Below are 19,301 nucleotides of genomic sequence, written 5' to 3'. Positions count from 1 at the left end.
CTAGCTCCCCTGCGCCGTGAGCACGCAGCCCACGGTCTGGACGATCAGCTTGAGGTCGGCCCAGAGGCCGCACTTCTTCACGTAGATGAGGTCCAGGTCGACCCACTCGTCGAAGGTGATGGAGTCGCGATTCCTGCGCGTCTGCCAGTAGCAGGTGATGCCCTGCTTCACGGAGAGGCGCTGACGCTGACGGGGAGTGTACTGCGCGACCTCCTTGGGAAGCGCCGGGCGCGGCCCCACGACCGAGATGTCCCCCACGAGCACGTTCACGAACTGCGGGAGCTCGTCGATCGAGGTCTTGCGCAGGAACCTGCCCACGCGCGTGACGCGCGGGTCGTCCGCCATCTTGAAGACCGGTCCGTCCTTCTCGTTTCTCCCGGCCAGCTCCGCGAGGCGGCTCTCGGCGTCGGCGCACATGCTGCGGAACTTGTACATGCGGAACTCCCGGCCGTCGCGCCCGACGCGGGCCTGCGAGAAGATGACCGGGCCCTCCGGGTCGTCCAGCTTGATGGCTATAGCAACGATGAGGAAGAGCCACGAGAGGCACACGAGCACGCACGCGCTGAAGCAGACGTCGAACGCGCGCTTGACGGCGCGGTAGGCCCACCGTCCCGTCCTCAGCCGCTCGGCCGCGCGGGCCGCCTCGGGATCGAGCCCCGCCGCCACGCCCTCGACCCGCTCGAGCGCGTAGCCTCCGCACTGGGTCACGACAAGCTCGTTCCTATCCATTTACTTGCAGGTTCCTTCCATGGAGCACCTTCTCGCCCGCGCGCGTGCGCGCCGCTCCGACACCACGCGCTCCGCCTCCGCGCGGGCGGTCTCGGGCAGGCGCGCCACGAGCCCCAGGCCCACGCGGGTGGTCACCTCGCGGCCGCAGATCTCAAAGCGCAGGTACGCAACGCTGCGCCTGCGGTCGACCTCGGCGATCATGGCCTCGTGCCCCTTGAGGGGCCCCTCGGTGACCACGATCTTCTCGCCCGCCACCACGCCGTAGCTCATGGGGACGCAGCGGCGCCCCGGCTCGGTGAAAGCGCCGAGCCAGGCCTCCTCCTCGCGGGAGAGCGGCGCGTAGGCCCCTCCCACCTTGAGGACACGAGCGAACTCCGGGATCTTGGCGAGGTCGCGCGCCAGGCGCGCGGGGTCCGCGGTCACGGCGAAGAGGTAGCCCGTGAGGAGCGGCTTCTCCACGGGGCGGAACGCGCCGCGGACCTTGATCTCCGTCTGGTAGCGCGGGAGGAAGCACTCCTCCAGCACGCCCGGCGTGGCCACGCTCTCTATGAGCTCGGCCATGCGCTCCTCGGTCCCGCCTGTCACCTGCACCACGTACCACATGCTCGCCATCACCTCCCCGGGTTCTTCCTGTCTGAATCTGGTCATGAAAAAAGAGACGCGCGTGGCCTGGCGCCGGGCACGCGGCCCACGCCTTCGGCCATGCCGCCCGTCGGCGGCATCGCGAGTCTCTTCACTCCCCCGAGCCCTCCGCGCCCGCCTGATGCACCGCGCGGTCGACCGGGGTATGTATGCAGCAACAGCACGCCTGCGCACGCAGGGAGCCAGCTTGCTGTGCGCCGCCCGCGAGAGGGCCCGTGGGCCGCGCACAGAAAGCTGCCTTGAGTCTTTGGCTAGGTCTTGCTCACCACCTCGAGCCCCACGCGCAGCCGGCCCTCGCCGAGGCGCGAGTCGAGGTACGCGGCGCGACGATGGCGGTCTATGCGGCGAACGAGCTGCTCTCGCCCGGCGAGCGGGCCCTCCCACACGCGGAGGGCGCCGTCCTCGATGGCACCCCGGGACGCGCGGATGACGTGGTCGGGGCCGGCGAGCGCGCGCAGGAGCGCGGCGTCCTCCGCGGGGATTGCGGCGGGCACGCCGCCCACGCGCGGAAGGTCCGCGGGGGCCGTGAGGAGGCGGAGCCCGCGCTCGAGGGCGTCGGGGTTCCGCACGTCGAGGATGAGGTAGGAGGGGAAGGTGGGGACGAGCTCCCTGTGCCAGAGCCCGTCGCGGCGGCGCTCGCGCTCCGTGAGCAGGACGTAGCAGTCGTTGAGCCCCGCCGCCGCGACGCGGCGCACGCGACGCGCCATCGCGCGCTCGTGGCCGGGCGTCACGCGCAGCGCGCAGAGCGTTCCGTTGGTTGGGCGTGCCTCCGGTAGGTCTAGCCTATTCCGGGAGACCCCCCCCCCGATTATCATTTTATAAGTTGATATCTTCGAGGGAGCGGCAGAGAACTCTGTTTCCGCAGGTAAAAGTACCTGTGCGGCATAATCTGACATCACTCCCCCTCTCAACATGACCTGTTGGTGGAACTGATGCTATCACACCTTGGTTGAGGGAATACCCCCTCCCCTAATTTGGCGACACATATATTACATTCGGCTAACTGTAGCGTTGTGGTATGGGGAGCCGTGGGCGGCTGGGCGCGCTGGCCCGGGTGACGCGTTTCGGCCGGATGGGGCCGTTTTGGGGGCCTGGTTTGGTCGGTTTCCGTCACTCGGCGGGCGGGGCGTGCCGCAATCGCGGGGAGACACGCCAGTCGTCGGGCGCTCTCCGGACGTCGCCGACATGGAGCTCGGCGGCGCTGGTATTATCCCTACGAGGGGATGATTGCCATTCACGATCACGTCGACATCGGTGGCGAGAGGCGAGCGCGCGGGCGGCGACACGCCCCGCGGGCGGCGGCATGGGGCGACTTTCTCCTCTGCGCGCTGCTCGGGTGGTGCGGCGCCCACAAGTTCCGCGAAGGCAAGCCTGGGATGGGCGTGCTCTATCTCCTGACCGGCGGCCTCTTCTTTGTTGGCTGGCTCTCTGACGCGGGGCGCTACTACCGGATAGCCGTTGGCCGGCCTGACCCGGCGGCCACGCGCGGGCATGCGGCGTCGCCGTCAATCCCCGGCGGGACGCGGCGCCTCCTTCCCGTGGACCCGCTCCCCGTCGTGCCGACGAACGCGTTTCTCTCCCCCGGCGAGCGCTGCCATCTCTGCTGCCCGGCCACCTACTATGAGATCAGGAACGAGGTCGTCCGGCAGACGGGGCGCCTCTCGGGAGGGGCGGGGCTCGTCGGAAACGGGCTTGCCTACGAGCTTGGACGGAACGTCCATCTGGACCCCGTTAGGAAGGACATCGCGATTCCCACGCCCGGCACGCTCTCCGTGACCGACCGCCGCATCGTCTTCTCCGGCGTCAGGCGCGCGTTTGACGAGCAGGTGACGGCGCTCTCCTCGATAACCCCCGTCGAGTGGGGCTTTGCGCTTCAGTTTGGCAGCCGCCAGCACATCCTCAGGCTTGACGAGGCGCGATACGCGCTCGACGTAATCGAGCGCGTGATGAACGGCCCGGTGCCGGACGTGCCCGCGCAGGCGGGAGCCGTCAAGCCGCTTGAGGTTGCGCGTGGCCGCGAGCGGCGGGAGTAGCGGCTCGGGCTCGGGCCGCCCGGTTTGGTGCGGGCGCCAGTATGAGTGACGCGTTTCGGACGGATGGGGCGCTTTTGCGGGCCGCATTCGGCCGGATTCTGTCACTCACGCGGCTCACGGATGAGTGGGATCCTAGCAGCTCGCGGTGAGGACCTCCCCCGGGGCGAGGTCCCAGAGGGCGCCGTAGAGCTCGTTGCCGAGGAGCCAGCCGCTCTCGGTGGGCGCGAGCCGACCGTTCTTCTCGGCCAGAAGGCCGCGGGAGAGGAGGTCGGCCAGCGCATCGTTGAGCCGCGCGCCGAGCAGGTCACGGGCGCGCGAGACGAGCGCGGGGTCCAGCCCGTCCACGAGGCGCGCCCCGAGCATGAGGTCCTCGGTCGCCGCCTGCGCCTCCGTCAGGAACTCGAGCGACGCGGAGAGGGCTGCCAGCCGCGGGTCCGCCGCCAGCTCGCGGCGGCCCGTCGTGACGGTGAGGCGCGCCCGCGCGGTCCCCTCGGGCGGCTTCGGCAGTTGCGGAGCAACCTCACGAAATCTCAAGTATTCCTTGAGGTTGAGCATGCTTGAGGCTCCGGTTCCCAGGCCGAGATATGACAGGCCCGTCCAGTAGGCAATGTTGTGTCGGCATCGCTTACCTGCGGCGGCGTAGCTCGCCACCTCATAGCGGGCCAAGCCAGAACCTTCAAGCATCACCTGAGCCTCGCTCATGCGGGCGGCCTGCACCTCGTCGGAGTTCCAGGGGCACGGGTCATCCGCATAGCGGCGGTCGAGCGCCGTCCCCTCCTCTATCTGGAGCGGGTAGGCACTCACGTGGCCCACGCCGAGCGCGAGCGCACCCTCGAGCGTCCTCCTCCAGCTCTCGTCCGTCTGGCCCGGCGTCGCGCACATGAGGTCGACCGAGACGTCCAGCCCGGACGCCACGGCCGCCGCCACGCGCCCCCGCGCGCACGCGGCGTCGTGCAGGCGGCCCAGCTCGGCGAGCTCGCCGTCGTCGAGGCTCTGGACGCCGACGGAGAGGCGTGTGGCCCCTGCCGCGCGAAGGGCGTCGATGACGCCGTCCGTGAGGGAGTCCGGGTTCGCCTCGCAGCTGAGCTCCGCTATCCCCGGCGCCACGGAGCGGACGGCGGAGACGAGCGAGCCCAGGTTCTTCTCGCCCAGAAGCGTAGGGGTGCCGCCGCCCACGTAGGCCGTCTCGCAGCCCTCGACGAGGCCGAGCGCGGCCGCCTCCGTGAGCTGTTCCTCAAGGGCGCGGGCGTACGCGGCCATGAGCGGGTCGCCCGCGGGCGTGGCCCACGAGGAGAAGTCACAGTACGCGCACTTGCGCGCGCAGAAGGGTATGTGCAGGTAGAGGGCTTTGGTCATAACGTATCCGTTACTGAACGAGTGCTCGATTTGCATCCCTTGACGTGGGTCATATTCCCATGCTATGGCACTGGCATCATCATTGTATCCGTGAAGCCGCACCCTAGGGCATCGCATACAATGGGGCAAAGCAGGGCGGCTGAGACGGGAGGGCTCATGCGCAAATCAGGGGAGTCTTTCTCGTCCCTACCCATGGCCGAGATAATCTACAGAGCCTTCCACCCCATCCTCAGCCCGGACGTTGAGTCCTCGCTCTCGCGAGTCGCCGCGCTCACCGACGAGATGCGGCGGACATGAGCGCCACGCACCGATGCCGAGCGCGACGCCCTTGCGGGGTACGACCGCGACTTCCTGAGCCGCTTTGCCTACCACACGACTGCCATCGAGGGCTCCATGCTCACGCCCCTTGAGACCGAGCTCGTCCTTGAGGGAGAGTTCATTCCCACTGACGACAAGAGCCTGCAGGACCTCTTCTCGGTACGCGGCGTCGCGGAGGGCTACGACTACGCCCTGAGGCAGCCCTCCGAGGGACGCGAGCTCAGTGTTGCCCTCATCCAAGACATACATGAGCGCACCGCGCTCGATTGCCGGCCGAGGACGCGCGGTGCGCTCAGAATGGGCCCCGTCTACATCCGCGGCTCGCGGACCGCGCCGGTTGCCGCCGTCGAGGTTCGCGATGACCTCAAGAGCCTCGTCTACGCATATCAGCATCATGACCTGCACCCCGTATGTGCAGCGCTTGCGTTCCACGCCCTCTTCGAGGCCATCCACCCCTTTCAGGACGGCAATGGGCGCACGGGCCGCACGCTGCTCAACTGCATGCTTGTCTCTGCCGGATACCCGCCCGTCGCCATCAAGCACGACGACAGGGTCGGCTATTACACGTCGCTCGAGGCGTGGCAGGCGGACGGAGACGCCAACCCGCTCGTCGCACTTGGCTGCGCGTCCGTCCTCGCCGAGTGCAAGGGTCGGATTGCCTGCGTGCGGGAGACCCGGGAGAACGAGTCGGCCGCGGCGGGGGCGCAGGCGGTTTCCTGACAGACTGCCCTGACACCTTTGTCATGCTTCAGCCGTTGCGGAATGTGGGGCTGTGGCAGAGTCCGGCCTGCCATAGCCCCCAAAACCGCAACGCTCCGAGGAGAACGACCAGTTGGCGACCGGCGGCGATTGCCATGACCCCAAATCAGACAAAGCCGGAACAACGAAAGCTGCCATAACCCCCGATGTCGCAACGGGCCGCGCCCCCGCCCGCCGCCGAGCGGGTTTCCTGACAAACTACCCTGACACCTTTGTCAGGTACGCGCGGACGTCGGCGGCGACGGCGAGGAACTCCTCGGCGGTGACGCAGCTCATGGCGGCGTTTCTCCAGCGGGCGGCGTCGGGCATGCCCTTGAAGTACCAGCCCGCGAGGCTGCGGGCGCGCTTGAGGTGGGCGCCGGTGGCCGCGAGCAGACGCACGTGGCACTCGAAGGCGGCGATCTTCTCGGATACGCTCGGCTCGTGGCCCGAGAAGACCCACGGGTTGCCGTAGGTCCCGCGCGCCACCATCACGGCGGAGGCGCCGGTCTCGTCGAGCGCGCGCAGCGCCGCCTCGTGGGAGAGGATGTCGCCGGACGCGATCACGGGCACGGAGACGGCGTCCGCCACGCGGTCGATGACGCCCCAGTCGGCCTCGCCGTGGTACATCTGCGTGGCAAAGCGGCCGTGCACGGCCACGGCGGCGGCGCCGGCGTCCTCCATCGCGCGCGCGAACTCGGGCGCGACCTCCTGCCCCGCGTAGCGGCCGCGGCGGATCTTCACCGTCACGGCAACGCCCGGGGCGCCCGCGCGGCACGCGCGCACGATGTCCGCTGCGAGCGCGGGGTCCTCCAGCAGCGCGGAGCCCTCGCCCTTCTTGGTGACCTTGGGCACCGGGCACGCCATGTTGACGTCGATGAGCGCGAGGCGCTCGCCCAGCCGCGCCGCCACGCGCTCCGCGGACTCGCGGAAGAGCTCCGGCTTGGAGCCAAAGAGCTGCACGGCCACGTCCGGCTCCGCCGGGTCCGGGTCCACGAGCTCCCAGCTCTTCTCGCCGTAGTGGAGGCCGGCGCAGGAGACCATCTCGGAGTAGGCCAGCGCAGCGCCACCCGCGCGCGCCATGAGGCGGTACGCCGCGTCGGAGACGCCGGCCATCGGCGCCATGAGCAGCCTGCCCGAGAGGCGCTCCGCGAGAGAGACTTGCCTAAAAGGGGCCTGTCCCCTTTTAGGCATGTCGAGAGCGGCGGCGGGTGCGTAGGCGGCCAGGACCTCGGCGGCCGTCACTGGTCGTCCACCTTGAGGACGGCGAGGAACGCCTCCTGCGGCACCTCCACCGAGCCGATCTGCTTCATGCGCTTCTTGCCCTCCTTCTGCTTCTCCAGGAGCTTGCGCTTGCGCGAGATGTCGCCGCCGTAGCACTTGGCCAGCACGTCCTTGCGCACGGCCTTGACGGTGCTGCGGGCGATGATCTTGTTGCCGATGGCGCCCTGGATGGGCACCTCGAACTGCTGGCGCGGGATGATCTCCTTGAGCTTGTCGCAGAGGCCGCGGGCCATGGCGTAGGCCTTGTCGCGGTGCACGATGAAGCTGAGGGCGTCCACCTCATCGCCGGAGAGCAGGATGTCGAGCTTCACCAGGTCGCTCGGGCGGTAGTCGGAGAACTCGTAGTCCAGGCTCGCGTAGCCCTTGGTGCGGCTCTTGAGCTGGTCGAAGAAGTCCAGGATGAGCTCTGCCAGCGGAATGTCAAAGTGCATCTCAACGGACTTCTGGGAGAGGTAGACCATGTCCTGCGTGATGCCGCGGTGCTCGATGGCGAGCTGCATGACGGCGCCCGTGTACTCGGGCGGCACGATGACCTTGGCCTTGAGGTAGGGCTCCTCGATGCGCTCGATGCGCGTGGCGTCGGGCAGGTCCTGGGGGCTCCTCACCTCCAGCATCTCGCCGTCGGTCTTGTAGACGTGATAGTCCACCGAGGGCGAGGTGGCAATGAGCCCCAGGCCAAACTCGCGCTCCAGGCGCTCCTTGACGACCTCCATGTGGAGCAGGCCCAGAAAGCCCACGCGGAAGCCAAAGCCCAGGGCCACCGAGGTCTCGGGGCTCCAGGTGAGCGAGGGGTCGTTCACGCGGAGCTTCTCCAGGGCGTCGCGCAGGTTCTCGTAGTCCTTGTTGTCTATGGGGAAGATGCCGGTGTAGACCATCGGCTTGGCCTCGCGGTAGCCCGGCAGCGCCTCGGCGCAGGGGCGCGCGGCGTAGGTGAGCGTGTCGCCCACGCGCACGGCCTCGGGGTCCTTGAGGCCCGTGACCACGAAGCCGACCTCGCCCACGCCGAGCTCGTCCACGAGCTGCTCGGCCGGCCGCTTGACGCCCACGCCGTCCGCGAGAAAGCCGATCCCCGCCTGCATCATGGTGAGCCGGTCGCCCTTGCGGACGTGGCCGTCAAAGACGCGCACCGTGGCCACGACGCCGCGGTACTCGTCGAAGTAGGAGTCCAGGATGAGGGCCTTGAGCGGGGCGTCGTAGTCGCCCCTGGGGGGCGAGACCAGAAACACGATGGCCTCGAGCAGCTCGTGGATGCCCTCGCCCGTCTTGCCGGAGACGCAGACGGCGTCCTCGGCCGGGATGGCCAGCTCGTCCTCGATCTCCTGGCGCACGCGCTCGGGCTCCGCGCTTGGCAGGTCGATCTTGTTGATGGCCGGCACGATGTCCAGGTTGGCGTTCATCGCGAGGTTGGCGTTGGAGACGGTCTGCGCCTCCACGCCCTGCGTGGCGTCCACCACCAGCACCGCGCCCTCGCACGCCGCGAGGCTGCGGGAGACCTCGTAGGTGAAGTCCACGTGGCCCGGCGTGTCGATGAGGTTGAACTGGTAGGTCTCGCCGTCGTCGGCGTCATAGGTCACGCGGACGGCGTTGGACTTGATCGTGATGCCGCGCTCCCGCTCGATGTCCATCGTGTCCAGCAGCTGGGCCTCCATGTCGCGCTCCTCCACCGTGTGGGTGAGCTCGAGGATGCGGTCCGAGATGGTCGACTTGCCGTGGTCGATGTGCGCAACGATCGAGAAGTTGCGGATATGTGAGGTATCGTTAGTAGACATGAAGTGAATGATAGCGAACTCCCGGGCGATATGCTATATTCATCGGGTTGACCTCGCCGTGTCTCAGCACAGAGGCCTCACATAGTTAAGAACCGAAAGGAACTGCACGTGGCTAACATCAAGTCTCAGAAGAAGCGCATCATCACCGCTGAGAAGGCGCGTCAGCGCAACCGCGCGGTCCGCTCCGAGCTCAAGACCGCCGTCAAGAAGGTCCGCCTTGCTGTCGAGGCCAAGGACGCCGAGGCCGCCCAGGACGCCGCCAACAAGGCCGGCCGCCTGCTCGACAAGGCCGCTTCCAAGGGCATCATCCACAAGAACCAGGCCGCTCAGCGCAAGAGCGGCGTGCAGAAGCTCGTGAACACCATCAAGTAGCTTCTCCCTCATAGATCGTGCGAGCGGACCCGGGGTGCTGCCCGGGTCCGCTTTTTTCGTGCCGAGAAGGACCCGCTGCTTGCCGGTTCTTCTCGCCGCGCCCTCCCCGAGTGACAGCCTTCGGCCGGACGGGGCCCTTCCGGGGGCCTCATACGTTCGAAATCTGTCACTCGCCCGGCGGGGAGACCCAGAGGCGAGAAAAACGACGGCCCCCGGCCCGCCCCCGCGTGCAAAACGCCGCCCGCCGCCGCCAGGCCGCCGCCCGCGAAGTCGCCCCGGCGGCCGCGCCCCCTGCCACCTGCGGCGTCAGCGACGCGTCAGGGGCCGGGAAGACACCGCGGGCCGCCCCTCCCCTATCATCCCCGCTAAGGCGGAGAGGAGGGGCCGTGTGGCAGATCGTGGACCGTGAGATTGACATTTTCCTGCGGGAGGCGGAGCGGCGCGGCGCGTGCCTCGAGTCGTTCCCGGGGAGGCTCCATCGCGCGCTCGAGCGCCGCGTGGAGTCTGGCGAGCCCCTCTCCCCGCTCCCGCGGCTGTACGCGCGGGCAGAATCCTGGCGCTCCCTCGCCCGGAGCGAGCGGACGCTCTTCATGATGCGCGCCCTCCACGAGCTCCACCCGGACTGGGTGTTCTGCGGGACCTCCGCGGCCGTCGCCCACGGCCTCAGCGTGTCAAACCACCTCCAGACGCCCATCCAAATAGCCACGCCGTCGGGCGCGCGCAGCTATCACGGCGGGAGGGTCGTGGGGCTCCACGTCCGCGGCGAGGGCGCGACCACCGCGTCGGGCATTCCCGTGACAGGGCCGGAGCGCACGGTCTTCGACTGCGCGCGGCGGCTCAGCTTTTCCGAGGGGCTCGCGGTCGCCGACTCCTGTCTTCGCCTGGGCCTTCTTGGCGCCGACGAGCTGGTCTCGTACGTCGAGTCCATGGGCCCGCACTTCCGAGGGTTCCGGCAGGCGATAAGGACGGTCTCGTTTGCCGACCCGCGCCCGGAGAGCGGTGGCGAGTCAACCGCACGGGCGACCATGTACGAGCTGGGGTTTGCGATGCCCGACCTGCAGGTGCCCCTCCGCGACCCCATGAGCCCCGGCCGCGCCCTCCGCGTCGACTTCATGTGGGTGCTGCCCGACGGAACCGTCATCATCGGGGAGCTCGACGGCGGCGAGAAGGTCAGAAACCCGCTCATCAACGGCGGCAGCCCGCTCGTGGCGCTGCGACGCGAGCGGCGGCGCGAGTCCCGCATCACCATCGACCTGCCGAAGATCATCCGCTTCTCCCCCGAGGAGGTCGGCGACCTGTACGAGTTCAACCGCCTGCTCGAGACCTTCGGCGTGCCGCGCGACCACGAGCCGCTCGTCGACATCCCGGACGGCCCGGTCTGCGAGCTCGTTCCCCTTGAGGCATACGGGCTCGCATGAGCCGACCGCACTCGACCCCCGCGCAAAGTGACGGCTTTTGACCGAACGAGCGCCCCTGGAGGCTCCCATCCGTTCGAAACGGGCCACTCCGGCCGGAGGGGCGGCCGCGGCAACCGAGGCCCCAACGGCGGTCCGTCAGCCGAGTGACGGATTCTGGCCGGACGAGGCCCCCTCAGGGCCCCCGTTTGTTCGAAAGCTGTCACTCGCGGGAGGCACTCGCGCACGGCATTCGCGACAGGCCATGCCTTAACCGAACGCCCCCGCACGAAAGAGGGGTGCCCGGCGCATGGCAGTGACCGAGCACCCCCGAAAGGAGGAAGCGCTATCCAGGCGGCGCGGGCGCGCCGCGAAGCGACGCTACGAGAGCGACGCCTTGTACTCCGCGGGGATGTCCTTGACGTCCTTGTAGGTCTCGAGGGCCTTCTCGACGGTCATGCCGTCGGCGATGGCGTCCTTGCGGCAGGCGTTGACGGCCTGAATCTCCTTCATGCGCGGACCGGTGAGCTTGTAGCCCTTCATGGCGATGAGGGTGAGAATCCACGCGACGATGGGGATGATGCAGAAGAGGACGATCGTGAGCACGTTCATGCCCTCCATGTAGGGGGTGTCGGTGTCAGGCAGCGTGGCGAGGCCCACTGCGGTGATGGCGATGCCGACGACGGTCGTGGAAAGCGAGCTCACGAGCTTGTCAACGAAGGAGAAGAGCGTGCCCACGACGCCGGGCGCATAGTTGCCGGAGCGGAACATCTCGTAGTCGGAGACGTCGGCGACCATCGGGATGGCCATGTCGGCGGTGGAGTAGTACGCGCCGTAGCCCAGGCCGTAGAGCACGATAAAGATGAGGGTGTACGCGTTGAGCGTGAGGTGGAAGCCGCCCTCGGTGCTCCAGAGCGAGAGGCCAAACGCCGGATCGTTGGGGTTCCACATGCCAAGCAGCACGACGACGCCGATGTAGCAGATGAGAGCGACCGAGGTGAAGGTGACGAGCGTCTTCTTCTGGCCGAACTTCTGGCTGATGCGCAGGCCACCGATGAAGAACGGGGCGGAGAACACGTAGCCCATCACGTACATGGGCAGGTAGAACTGGTTGTAGTCGCCCATCATGCAGGCATAGAGCAGGACGCCGACAGTGGTGTTGGTGGCGACGGCGAAGGCGAACTTGGTGCCGGATGCCGCGACCATGAGGCGCTGGAGCTCCTTGTTGCCCTTGACGATCTCGACGTAGTCCTTGATCTTGAGCTGGGTCTTCTCGCCCTCGGACTCGCCGAAGCCCCAGTACTCCTTGCGGTCCTTGCCGGCAATGCCGATGACCGCGAGCGCGGTGAGGGCGGCGGAGAGAATGATGACAAGCGGGATGAGGAAGTTGAAGAAGGCCTCGGTGCCAAAGCCGACCTGGCCGCCCACGATGGAGGCGGTCGCCATGGTCACGCCCATGCCCACGAGCGAGGCGATGGTGTTGAACATCGTGAACGTCGGACGCTGGTTAGGATCGTTGGTGAGGCAGGTCTGGCCGGAGCGCGTGCAGGAGGTCTGCATGGCGTAGCCGACCATGAGAAGCATGTAGCAGAGGGTATAGCCCACGTACCGCAGCAGCTCCATGTCGGCGGGGATGAGGCGCGTGCCGTAGAAGAGCAGCAGCGACGAGACGGCCATGACCACGTTACCGAGGATGATGAACGGGCGGAACTTGCCGATCTTGGTCTCGGTACGGTCGATGAAGACTCCGATGAACGGGTCAATCACGGCGTCGAAGATGCGCGTGACCGTGACCATCGTGGTGGCGAAGGCCAGGAGCAGGCCCAGGACGCCGTTGGCGTAATACGCGATGTAGTTCATGAGGAGGACGTAGTACACGTTCGTCGCGCCGTTGTTGAACGGGAACAGGACGAGCTGGTACATCTTCGCCCGGTTTGTCGCGCCCGCACCGTGGTGCTGCGGCGCCTGAGCATTCTTCTCTGCCATACACTCTCCCCTATGTTGCGGCCCTTCTTTGGGGCTTCTCGCCCCTCTAACTGATATATCAGTTTAGCGTGAACAAGGCGCCGAATTCCCCAGAATCGGGCCTCTTCCGCGAGCGGCGCAAACGGCGGCGTGGGTGGTTCGGGCCGGGCGCGCCGGCGCGCGGGCGGAGCCATGCGCAGGCGCAATGTACAGAAGCTTTGGCCCTCCCACGCGGACATCAGGCGAAATGCCGTAGGAATAGGGAAACTTCTGTACTTTGCGCATCGGGCGGCCGCGAGCCGAGAAGAACGGTAGCGCGCGGCGCTCCAAAAAGGGCCCCGCGGGCGAGAAGCACCCGCGGGGCCCAGGGCGTCTGCCGACCGGCGACCGTGCGCCGGCCATGAAGACGCTAGCGACGCTTGAAGGTGGGCATGAAGCCGGCCACGGTGAGCAGCACGGCAGAGACCACCATGCAGCCCGCGGAGGCCGCGGCCGCATAGAACATGCTCCAGCCGGTGGTGTCGCCCGAGTTCCAGGAGAAGATCGCCGAGATGTTGAGGGCTCGGGACGCGACGACCTGGATTCCGGCATACGCCAGGATGAAGATGGCGACGCCCAGGGCGAGCAGGGACACGATGCCGGGGCCCTTGTCGGCGGGCTTGGCGTCGAGCGCGATCGAGACCACGACGAGCGCGATCGCGACGACCGAGAGAACGAGGTAGACGGGCATGTTGGGGAACTCGTAGCCAACGCCCATGCTGCCGCTCACGACCATGGCGACGATGCCGACGACGGCGAGCACCAGGGCGACGGCCTCGATGAAGAAGCCGATCCCCTTCTTAGCGGTAGTGGTGGACATCCCCCTACGCCTCCTTACTCTTCTTGGAGCTCATGGCCGCAGAGGCGGCGGCGCCGACGGCGAGCAGGCCGAACGCGGCGGCGGCCCCGATGTACGCGCCGCGCCACCAGGTGAACTGCGGCTCCATGTGCGTGGTGCTGTTGTAGCGGTTGGTGAGGTTGGACTGGGTCATGGCGTACAGGATCATGTGCGCGGACTCCTTGACGGCCTTCTGAACCGTGGCGTCGCCCTTGACCTTGTCCACGCCGATGGAGACGCCGTCGATCTGGTTGGCGAAGGTCGAGCAGTTCTCGAGCGTGGTGGAGTCATAGAAGCCGGAGATGCCGCGGGTGTCGAAGCAGGTGGTGCCGGAGACCAGGACGGCCGCCCAGAGGTCGGTGTCGTCGTAGATGTCCGTGACAGCGTAGCCGCGGAAGCCCCACTCGTTCTTGAGGATGTCGGTCATGAGGCCGGTGGAGCAGGTGCACTCGATCGGGCCGATCTTGGAGAACGACGTCATGAGGCCCGTCATGTTGGCGTTGCGGTCCTCGGTGTCGTAGTCGGTGGCCTCGAAGGCGATCTGCCAGCCGCGCAGCTCGCCCTCGCGGGCCTGCTGCTCGGTCATGTACGGCGCCACGCCGGAGCGGTTGGTCTCCTGGTCGTTGAAGGCGAAGTGCTTCGGCGACGCGATGAGGCCGTACTCGAGGGCGCCCATCGAGTACTCCATGGCGGTGTTGCCGCAGAGCACGGGGTCCTCGGAGTAGTACTCGCCGTTGCGGCCGTTGTACTGCTGACGGTGGATGTTGAGGCCCGGGCCCCAGAGCATCGCGATGCCGGTGAACAGCGACTCCTCGCCCATGAACTGGCCCATCTCGAAGTAGAGGGAGTTGTTGAACGAGGCGGCGGTCAGGGGCGCGTTGCCGAAGACCGCGCCGTTCCAGGCGCCGTTGGGGTCGTCAGCGCCGATGGTCCACGGGGCGTTGGAGTCCTGCGTGGCGTTGAGGGCGATGACGATGCCGTTGCCGGCGTTCTCGGTGAGGTAGTGCTCCTGCAGGCCGATCGACTCGACGCCGGGGATGGAGGGGCCGCCGAAGGTGGCGAGGTAGAGCGCCTCCTCGAGGGTCATCTTGTCGAGCAGCTCGTTCCAGGCGGGGTCGTCATAGGTCTTGCCGGCCATGTCCCAGATCATGAGGTCGGAGTCGGCGCCCCAGGTGATGCCGGAGAGGTCGTCGTCGGTCTTGACGTCGTAGTAGTGGCCGTTGAGGTAGTCGATGAGCTGCTCGTTCTCGAGCGTCATGTCGGCGTACTCGACAGGCCAGGTGCCCTCCCAGTCGGAGCGGGAGAGGTAGGTGACCTCGCCGGGCTGGAAGTAGTTCCAGTCGGCCGTCTCGAGGTGGTTGGAGACCTGCGCACCGTTCTTGGAGATCGAGAGCGCGGTGCGGGGCACCTCGGCGTCGGTGATGGCCATGGTCCAGACCTTGGCGGCGTCGCCGGTGCCGGCCAGTCGGGAGGCGTCGACGCCCTGGGCGAGAAGGACGTTGTTCACGGCCTCGTGCGCGCCGTTGCCGAGCGCGAAGTAATAGGTGCCTGGGTCGATGACGTAGGTGCCCTCGGTGCCGTCCTCGTTCTCGTGGGAGCTGTCCCAGCTCGCGATGTACTGGAGGTCGACCTTCACGGAGACCTGCTGGGAGGCGCCGGGCTCGAGCTCGTCGGTCTTCTCGAAGTTGAGGAGCTGGATCGCGGACTTCTCCACGCCGCCCGCGGTGTAGGGGGCCTGGCCCCAGATCTCGACGATGGACTTGCCCGCCGTGTCGCCGGTGTTGGTGACGTTGACGTTGAAGGTCACGTAGGCGGTGGTGGCGCCGTTGTCGAGCGTGGTCAGCTCGAGCTCGGGCTCGCCGACCGGCTCCTGGCTGAAGGTGGTGTAGGAGAGGCCGTAGCCGAACGGGTAGACCATCTCGTCGGCGTAGTTCCACGTGTCGCCCGCGGTGGCGCCAGCGGCCGAGGTCGCGTTGCCCAGGCCCATGACCTGGTCGAAGTAGCGGGTCTCGTAGTACTTGTACCCGACGTAGATGCCCTCGCACTCGATGAGGTAGTTCGAGGACAGGTCGCCGAACATGCCGCCCTTGCGGGTGAGGATGTCGGAGTTGGCGTAGTGGTAGTCGCCCATGTTCTGCATGGCGGGGGCGCTCATGTTGTGCGTGGCGTAGGTGTCCGTGAGGGCGCCCGAGGGGCTCACCTTGCCGCTCAGCACGTCGGCGACGCCGAGCATGCCGTAGCAGCCCGGGAAGCCGATCCACAGGATGGCGGAGACGTCCGGGTCGTCCGCGAGGTCCTTGATCTCGACCGCGTTGGCGGTGTTGAGGATCACCACGACGTTGCCGGAGCACTCCTTGGCGAGGTCGATCGCGGCGCGCTCGTTGTCGGTGAGCTGAAGCGGCTCGTCGACGCCGAGGCCGGCCACGACGCTGCCGGGCAGGTAGTCGATCGACTCGGCGGACGGGCGGGAGATGACCACGATCGCGGCGTCGCCGTACTCGGCGAAGCTCGAGCGGAAGTCGCCGTTGACGCCCTCGATGTCGGCGACGCCGGGCTCCTTCGGGTCGTACTCGGTAACCGTCATCTCGCACGTGGCGTGCGGGAAGGACTCCCCGAGCGCCTCATAGGCGTCGACCATCGTGGGGTTGACGTTGAAGCCGGCGCCGTCGAAGTCGAACTCGTCGCCCGACCAGCTGGAGATGGTCGGTGCGATCGCGCCCGTGCTGCGGTCGACGTTGGTGGTGATGGTGTTGGCGAAGTCGGTCTTGCTCTGGGTGAGCGCCTGCTCGAGCGTGATGCAGGGGCCGAAGAGCTTGAGGCCGAAGCTCGAGCCGAGCATGGGCATGTGGGACCTGATGCCGAGCAGGGTCACGTTGGAGCCCTCGGCGATCGGCAGGCCGCGCCCCTCCTCGGAGCTGTTCTTCAGCAGGACCGCGCCCTCGGCCGCCTGCTTGCGGTTGAGGTCGATGGCCTTCTGGATGAGGGCGTGGGAGTTGCCCGTGCCGTCCTCGTTCAGAACCTCGTCGGAGGGCTTGAACGCCTCGTAAAGGGGCTCGTTCTCCGTGCTCTCGGACGTGAGCTTCTCGCTCTGGGTGCCGAGGTTGGTGTCGAGCGTGGAGGCGAACTGCTCCATGACGCCACCCGCGCCCACGGCGACGGAGGCGCCGAGCGCGCCGAGGCCGAACAGGCCGCGACGTGTCACCAGCGTCTTGGGACGAGCTTCGTTGCTCATGAGAGATCCCCCCTCTGTGCGCTTTCCCTTACGTCGTGCATGTACCTTCCCTTCCTTTCTCTGCGTGCGTTCGCGTTGCATGCGCTCCGCGTCCTGCACGGGGTCCCCTTTCCCTCCGCAGGGCGGCCGGAAACTGATATATCAGTCTAACCGCAAATCCTTCACAGGGACAGGAGACAATCTCCGCAAAACCCGCCAACGGACGGTTCTTCTCGCCCTACGGTAGGTTTAGGCCCGACGTCCTTCTCGCCCGGGGCGAGGCAGGGGCGCGCGGGCCTCCCCTCCCCCGGGGCTCCCCTCCGGGTGCGTACACCTCGCCTCCGGGTACGTACGGGATTCAAAGTTTGATGTTCTTCTCGCACCGCCGCCTACCTGCGGGTTTATCAGGAGTGCGGCGTCCACGGCCCCCCGCGGGGTGTACGTACCCGGAGGGGGCGCGTACGTACCCGGAAGGGGCGGCTACCGAGAAGAACGGCAACGCCCCGACGCGCGCGGCGCCGGGGCGTTGCCGGGAAGGATGGACGGGGGTGGCCTACTCGTTGTCCGCCCAGTTGGACTTCTGGGTGCTCTTCTTCTGGAGCACGTAGTCGGGGTTGGGCGTGTCGACGCGGCGGATAGTGCCGGAGTCAGAGAGCTGGCCGGACGTGACCTCGATGCTGTTCTCGCCCTTCTTGAGCGGGACGAAGAACGTGAAGACGTGCGGGTTCTTGGGGTCCTCGCGACGGGTCTCCAGCTTGGAGCCGTTGACGAAGAGCGTGACCTCCTTCTGGTTGGAGTAGACCTTGACGCTCGTGGCCTCCTCGGCGCGGTCGACGTAGCGCTTGCCGCACAGGTGCACGAAGGGCTCGCTGCTCCACCAGGCCTTGTAGATGTAGAAGGAGTCCTTCTTGGTCTTTCGGTCGAAGGTGATGAGGCCCTTGTGGTTCATGCCTGGCTCGCCGCCCTGGTCGCGCGCGTCGGCGGCGAAGTCGAACATGTTCCAGACGTGCGTTGCCCACAGGTACGGGTGCTTGGCGAAGAACTTGAGCATGTACTCGTGGTAGACGCACTGGTACTCCTCGGTGTGGTCGTTGCGGCGCGGCCGCGAGGAGTGGAGGTTGGGCATGGCCTCGCAGCCGTACTCCGACATGCCGATGACGCGGTTGGGGTGCACGAGGCGGAAGAAGCCGAACCAGAGGTCGTTGAGGAAGAGGCCCGGCACGTACCAGCCGAGGTAGAGATTCCAGCTCACGACGTCGGTCACGAACGCGGACTTGTTGAAGGGCCCGCACATGGCGTAGCAGGCGAGCGTGGTGAAGCGGGTGGGATCGAGCTTGTGGCAGAGCTCGTCGAGGACGCGGTGGTTGTCAAGCATGTCCGCCTTGTCCTTGGTGGAGATGGTGATCTCGTTGGAGACGCCCCAGCACACGATCGAGGGGTGGTTGTAGCTCTGGGTGATGAGCTCGGTCATCTGCGAGATGGTGTTCTCGCGGCCGTTGGGCATGTGCTCGGAGATGTAGGGGATCTCCGCCCACACCACGATGCCGGCCTCGTCGCAGAGGTCGTAGAAGAACTGGGCCTGCTGGTAGTGCGCGAGGCGCAGCGTGTTGGCGCCGATCTCGCGGATGAGGGCCATGTCCTCGCGGTGCTCCTTTTCCGTGAGGGCGTTGCCGAGCGCCTTGCGGTCCTGGTGGCGGCACACGCCGCGGAGGGGGTAGCTGCGGCCGTTGAGGAAGAAGCCGCCCTTGGCGTCGTAGGAGAAGCTGCGCACGCCGAAGCGCGTGGAGACCTCGTCCACCACGGTGCCGGCGACGACGAGCTCGCAGCGGGCGGTGTAGAGGTACGGGTCGTCGAGGCCGTCCCAGCGGTGCGCGCCGGGCAGCGCCACGGTGACGTCGGTGCCGGTCGCGGTGCCCACCGTGGCGCCGGAGGCGTCGACGAGGGTCACGCGGACCTCGGCGGAGGCGGCCTCAGGCCCGTCCACCCAGGTCTGCACGCGCACGTCCGCGTCCTTCTCGCCGTCGGAGATCTTGGGCGTGACGGCGATGCCGGAGCCGCCGTGGTAGTCGAGCGAGAAGTGCGTGGCGTCGGCAACGAGCAGGCGCACGTCGCGGTAGATGCCGCCGTAGAAGGTGAAGTCGGCCTTCTGGGGGTAGACGCGGTCGTTCTTGGAGTTGTCAACGTGGACGAGCAGGCCGTTGTCGCCGGGCTTCACGAGCTCGGTGACGTTGGTGCGGAAGGTGGAGTAGCCGCCGTCGTGGTGGCAGCACGCGATGCCGTTGACCTCGACGTCCGCCGTGGCGTTGACGCCCTCGAACTCGAGGTAGACGACCTGCCTCTTGGGGTCGAACGCCGGGACCGTGAAGCGGCGCTCGTAGGCGCAGGTCCCGCGCCAGTAGTCGTTGCCGCCGTCCTGGCCGTCAAGGTTGTTCCAGGTGTGCGGGACGTCCACCGTGATCGGGGCGTCCCCCGGCTTGGTGAAGGTCCAGCCCGCGTTCAGGTTCGTATACGTGCGCATGCTCCCTCTTTCCTCGGCTCCCCGCCGCTCCAGTACGGCACTTCCAACTGATATATCAGTCTAGCGCATAACGGGGCCATGGCGTCGGCGCGCCC

The 19,301-nt window shown here is 67.4% G+C and carries 14 protein-coding genes and 2 pseudogenes; 4 read left to right on the top strand and 12 right to left on the bottom strand.

What is annotated here, in order from left to right; all coding sequences use genetic code 11:
* The 3 genes from H6A23_RS06440 to H6A23_RS06430 all read right to left on the bottom strand — a co-directional run bounded on the left by H6A23_RS06440 (position 1) and on the right by H6A23_RS06430 (position 2,078).
* A complete protein-coding gene (locus tag H6A23_RS06440; RefSeq protein ID WP_204831377.1) occupies positions 1-729 on the bottom strand; it encodes a sugar transferase in 729 nt (242 codons plus the stop codon).
* Positions 730-1,341: a transcription termination/antitermination NusG family protein gene (locus H6A23_RS06435; RefSeq protein ID WP_204831376.1), complete on the bottom strand. Its 612-nt coding sequence runs from the start codon at positions 1,339-1,341 to the stop codon at positions 730-732.
* Positions 1,342-1,622: 281 nt separating this feature from the next.
* Positions 1,623-2,078: an antitermination protein NusG gene (locus H6A23_RS06430; protein ID WP_204831375.1), complete on the bottom strand. Its 456-nt coding sequence runs from the start codon at positions 2,076-2,078 to the stop codon at positions 1,623-1,625.
* Between the two features lie 516 nt (positions 2,079-2,594).
* On the opposite strand from H6A23_RS06430, the gene H6A23_RS06425 reads away from it, so the two are divergent.
* On the top strand, positions 2,595-3,404 hold the full coding sequence (locus tag H6A23_RS06425; protein WP_204831374.1) for a TM2 domain-containing protein: 810 nt from the start codon (positions 2,595-2,597) through the stop codon (positions 3,402-3,404).
* 132 nt (positions 3,405-3,536) lie between these two features.
* Here H6A23_RS06425 and H6A23_RS06420 read toward each other — a convergent pair whose 3' ends face one another.
* The gene (locus H6A23_RS06420) at positions 3,537-4,760 is read right to left on the bottom strand and encodes a coproporphyrinogen-III oxidase family protein (RefSeq protein ID WP_286165866.1); all 1,224 of its coding nucleotides are present in this window, start codon (positions 4,758-4,760) and stop codon (positions 3,537-3,539) included.
* Positions 4,761-5,153: 393 nt separating this feature from the next.
* Here H6A23_RS06420 and H6A23_RS06415 point away from each other — a divergent pair, with 393 nt between their 5' ends.
* Positions 5,154-5,798, top strand: coding sequence for a Fic family protein (locus tag H6A23_RS06415; protein ID WP_204831372.1), 645 nt, complete (start codon positions 5,154-5,156; stop codon positions 5,796-5,798).
* 237 nt (positions 5,799-6,035) lie between these two features.
* Here the strand turns inward: H6A23_RS06415 and H6A23_RS06410 are convergent, their stop codons facing one another.
* Positions 6,036-6,941 carry a tRNA dihydrouridine synthase gene (locus H6A23_RS06410; RefSeq protein ID WP_353653026.1) on the bottom strand — a complete coding sequence of 302 codons (906 nt, stop codon included), beginning with the start codon at positions 6,939-6,941 and terminating at the stop codon, positions 6,036-6,038.
* A gap of 116 nt (positions 6,942-7,057) precedes the next feature.
* On the bottom strand, positions 7,058-8,869 hold the full coding sequence (gene lepA / locus H6A23_RS06405) for a translation elongation factor 4 (protein WP_204831371.1): 1,812 nt from the start codon (positions 8,867-8,869) through the stop codon (positions 7,058-7,060).
* Positions 8,870-8,977: 108 nt separating this feature from the next.
* On the opposite strand from lepA, the gene rpsT reads away from it, so the two are divergent.
* Together rpsT and H6A23_RS06395 are read left to right on the top strand one after the other, a co-directional pair.
* Positions 8,978-9,241: a 30S ribosomal protein S20 gene (gene rpsT, locus H6A23_RS06400; RefSeq protein WP_204831370.1), complete on the top strand. Its 264-nt coding sequence runs from the start codon at positions 8,978-8,980 to the stop codon at positions 9,239-9,241.
* Positions 9,242-9,627: 386 nt separating this feature from the next.
* The gene (locus H6A23_RS06395; protein ID WP_204831369.1) at positions 9,628-10,659 is read left to right on the top strand and encodes a type IV toxin-antitoxin system AbiEi family antitoxin domain-containing protein; all 1,032 of its coding nucleotides are present in this window, start codon (positions 9,628-9,630) and stop codon (positions 10,657-10,659) included.
* Positions 10,660-11,016: 357 nt separating this feature from the next.
* Here the strand turns inward: H6A23_RS06395 and H6A23_RS06390 are convergent, their stop codons facing one another.
* The 6 genes and pseudogenes from H6A23_RS06390 to H6A23_RS11790 all read right to left on the bottom strand — a co-directional run.
* The gene (locus tag H6A23_RS06390; RefSeq protein WP_204831368.1) at positions 11,017-12,621 is read right to left on the bottom strand and encodes an MFS transporter; all 1,605 of its coding nucleotides are present in this window, start codon (positions 12,619-12,621) and stop codon (positions 11,017-11,019) included.
* Between the two features lie 388 nt (positions 12,622-13,009).
* Positions 13,010-13,459 (bottom strand): hypothetical protein, encoded by a 450-nt coding sequence (locus H6A23_RS06385; RefSeq protein WP_204831367.1) that lies wholly within the window; start codon positions 13,457-13,459, stop codon positions 13,010-13,012.
* Positions 13,460-13,463: 4 nt separating this feature from the next.
* Positions 13,464-16,709 carry a glycoside hydrolase family 3 C-terminal domain-containing protein gene (locus H6A23_RS06380; protein ID WP_204831366.1) on the bottom strand — a complete coding sequence of 1,082 codons (3,246 nt, stop codon included), beginning with the start codon at positions 16,707-16,709 and terminating at the stop codon, positions 13,464-13,466.
* Positions 16,710-17,241: 532 nt separating this feature from the next.
* Positions 17,242-17,637, bottom strand: a complete 396-nt coding sequence (locus H6A23_RS11800; RefSeq protein WP_394805977.1) for a DUF4982 domain-containing protein — start codon at positions 17,635-17,637, stop codon at positions 17,242-17,244.
* Positions 17,623-18,372: pseudogene (locus tag H6A23_RS11795) on the bottom strand (glycoside hydrolase family 2 TIM barrel-domain containing protein); the annotation flags it as partial. The pseudogene H6A23_RS11795 and the gene H6A23_RS11800, both read right to left, overlap by 15 nt.
* 93 nt (positions 18,373-18,465) lie before the next feature.
* Positions 18,466-19,206: pseudogene (locus tag H6A23_RS11790) on the bottom strand (sugar-binding domain-containing protein); the annotation flags it as partial.
* Between the last annotated feature and the right edge of the window lie 95 nt (positions 19,207-19,301).

Origin of the sequence: Olsenella uli (genome assembly GCF_016900775.1) — a bacterium.
Classification (GTDB): Bacteria; Actinomycetota; Coriobacteriia; order Coriobacteriales; family Atopobiaceae; genus Thermophilibacter; species Thermophilibacter uli_A.
The sequence above is the reverse complement of the archived record's forward strand: the minus strand, read 5'-3'. Positions and strand labels throughout refer to the sequence as shown.

Excerpts from the sequence above, each read along its gene's own strand:
- H6A23_RS06440 (WP_204831377.1), bottom strand. The coding sequence starts at position 729 with ATGGATAGGAACGAGCTTGTCGTGACCCAGTGCGGAGGCTACGCGCTC.
- H6A23_RS06435 (WP_204831376.1), bottom strand. The coding sequence starts at position 1,341 with ATGGCGAGCATGTGGTACGTGGTGCAGGTGACAGGCGGGACCGAGGAG.
- H6A23_RS06430 (WP_204831375.1), bottom strand. The coding sequence starts at position 2,078 with ATGGCGCGTCGCGTGCGCCGCGTCGCGGCGGCGGGGCTCAACGACTGC.
- H6A23_RS06425 (WP_204831374.1), top strand. The coding sequence starts at position 2,595 with ATGATTGCCATTCACGATCACGTCGACATCGGTGGCGAGAGGCGAGCG.
- H6A23_RS06420 (WP_286165866.1), bottom strand. The coding sequence starts at position 4,760 with ATGACCAAAGCCCTCTACCTGCACATACCCTTCTGCGCGCGCAAGTGC.
- H6A23_RS06415 (WP_204831372.1), top strand. The coding sequence starts at position 5,154 with ATGCTCACGCCCCTTGAGACCGAGCTCGTCCTTGAGGGAGAGTTCATT.
- H6A23_RS06410 (WP_353653026.1), bottom strand. The coding sequence starts at position 6,941 with ATGGCGCCGATGGCCGGCGTCTCCGACGCGGCGTACCGCCTCATGGCG.
- lepA (WP_204831371.1), bottom strand. The coding sequence starts at position 8,869 with ATGTCTACTAACGATACCTCACATATCCGCAACTTCTCGATCGTTGCG.
- H6A23_RS06390 (WP_204831368.1), bottom strand. The coding sequence starts at position 12,621 with ATGGCAGAGAAGAATGCTCAGGCGCCGCAGCACCACGGTGCGGGCGCG.
- H6A23_RS06385 (WP_204831367.1), bottom strand. The coding sequence starts at position 13,459 with ATGTCCACCACTACCGCTAAGAAGGGGATCGGCTTCTTCATCGAGGCC.
- H6A23_RS06380 (WP_204831366.1), bottom strand. The coding sequence starts at position 16,709 with ATGAGCAACGAAGCTCGTCCCAAGACGCTGGTGACACGTCGCGGCCTG.
- H6A23_RS11800 (WP_394805977.1), bottom strand. The coding sequence starts at position 17,637 with ATGAACCACAAGGGCCTCATCACCTTCGACCGAAAGACCAAGAAGGAC.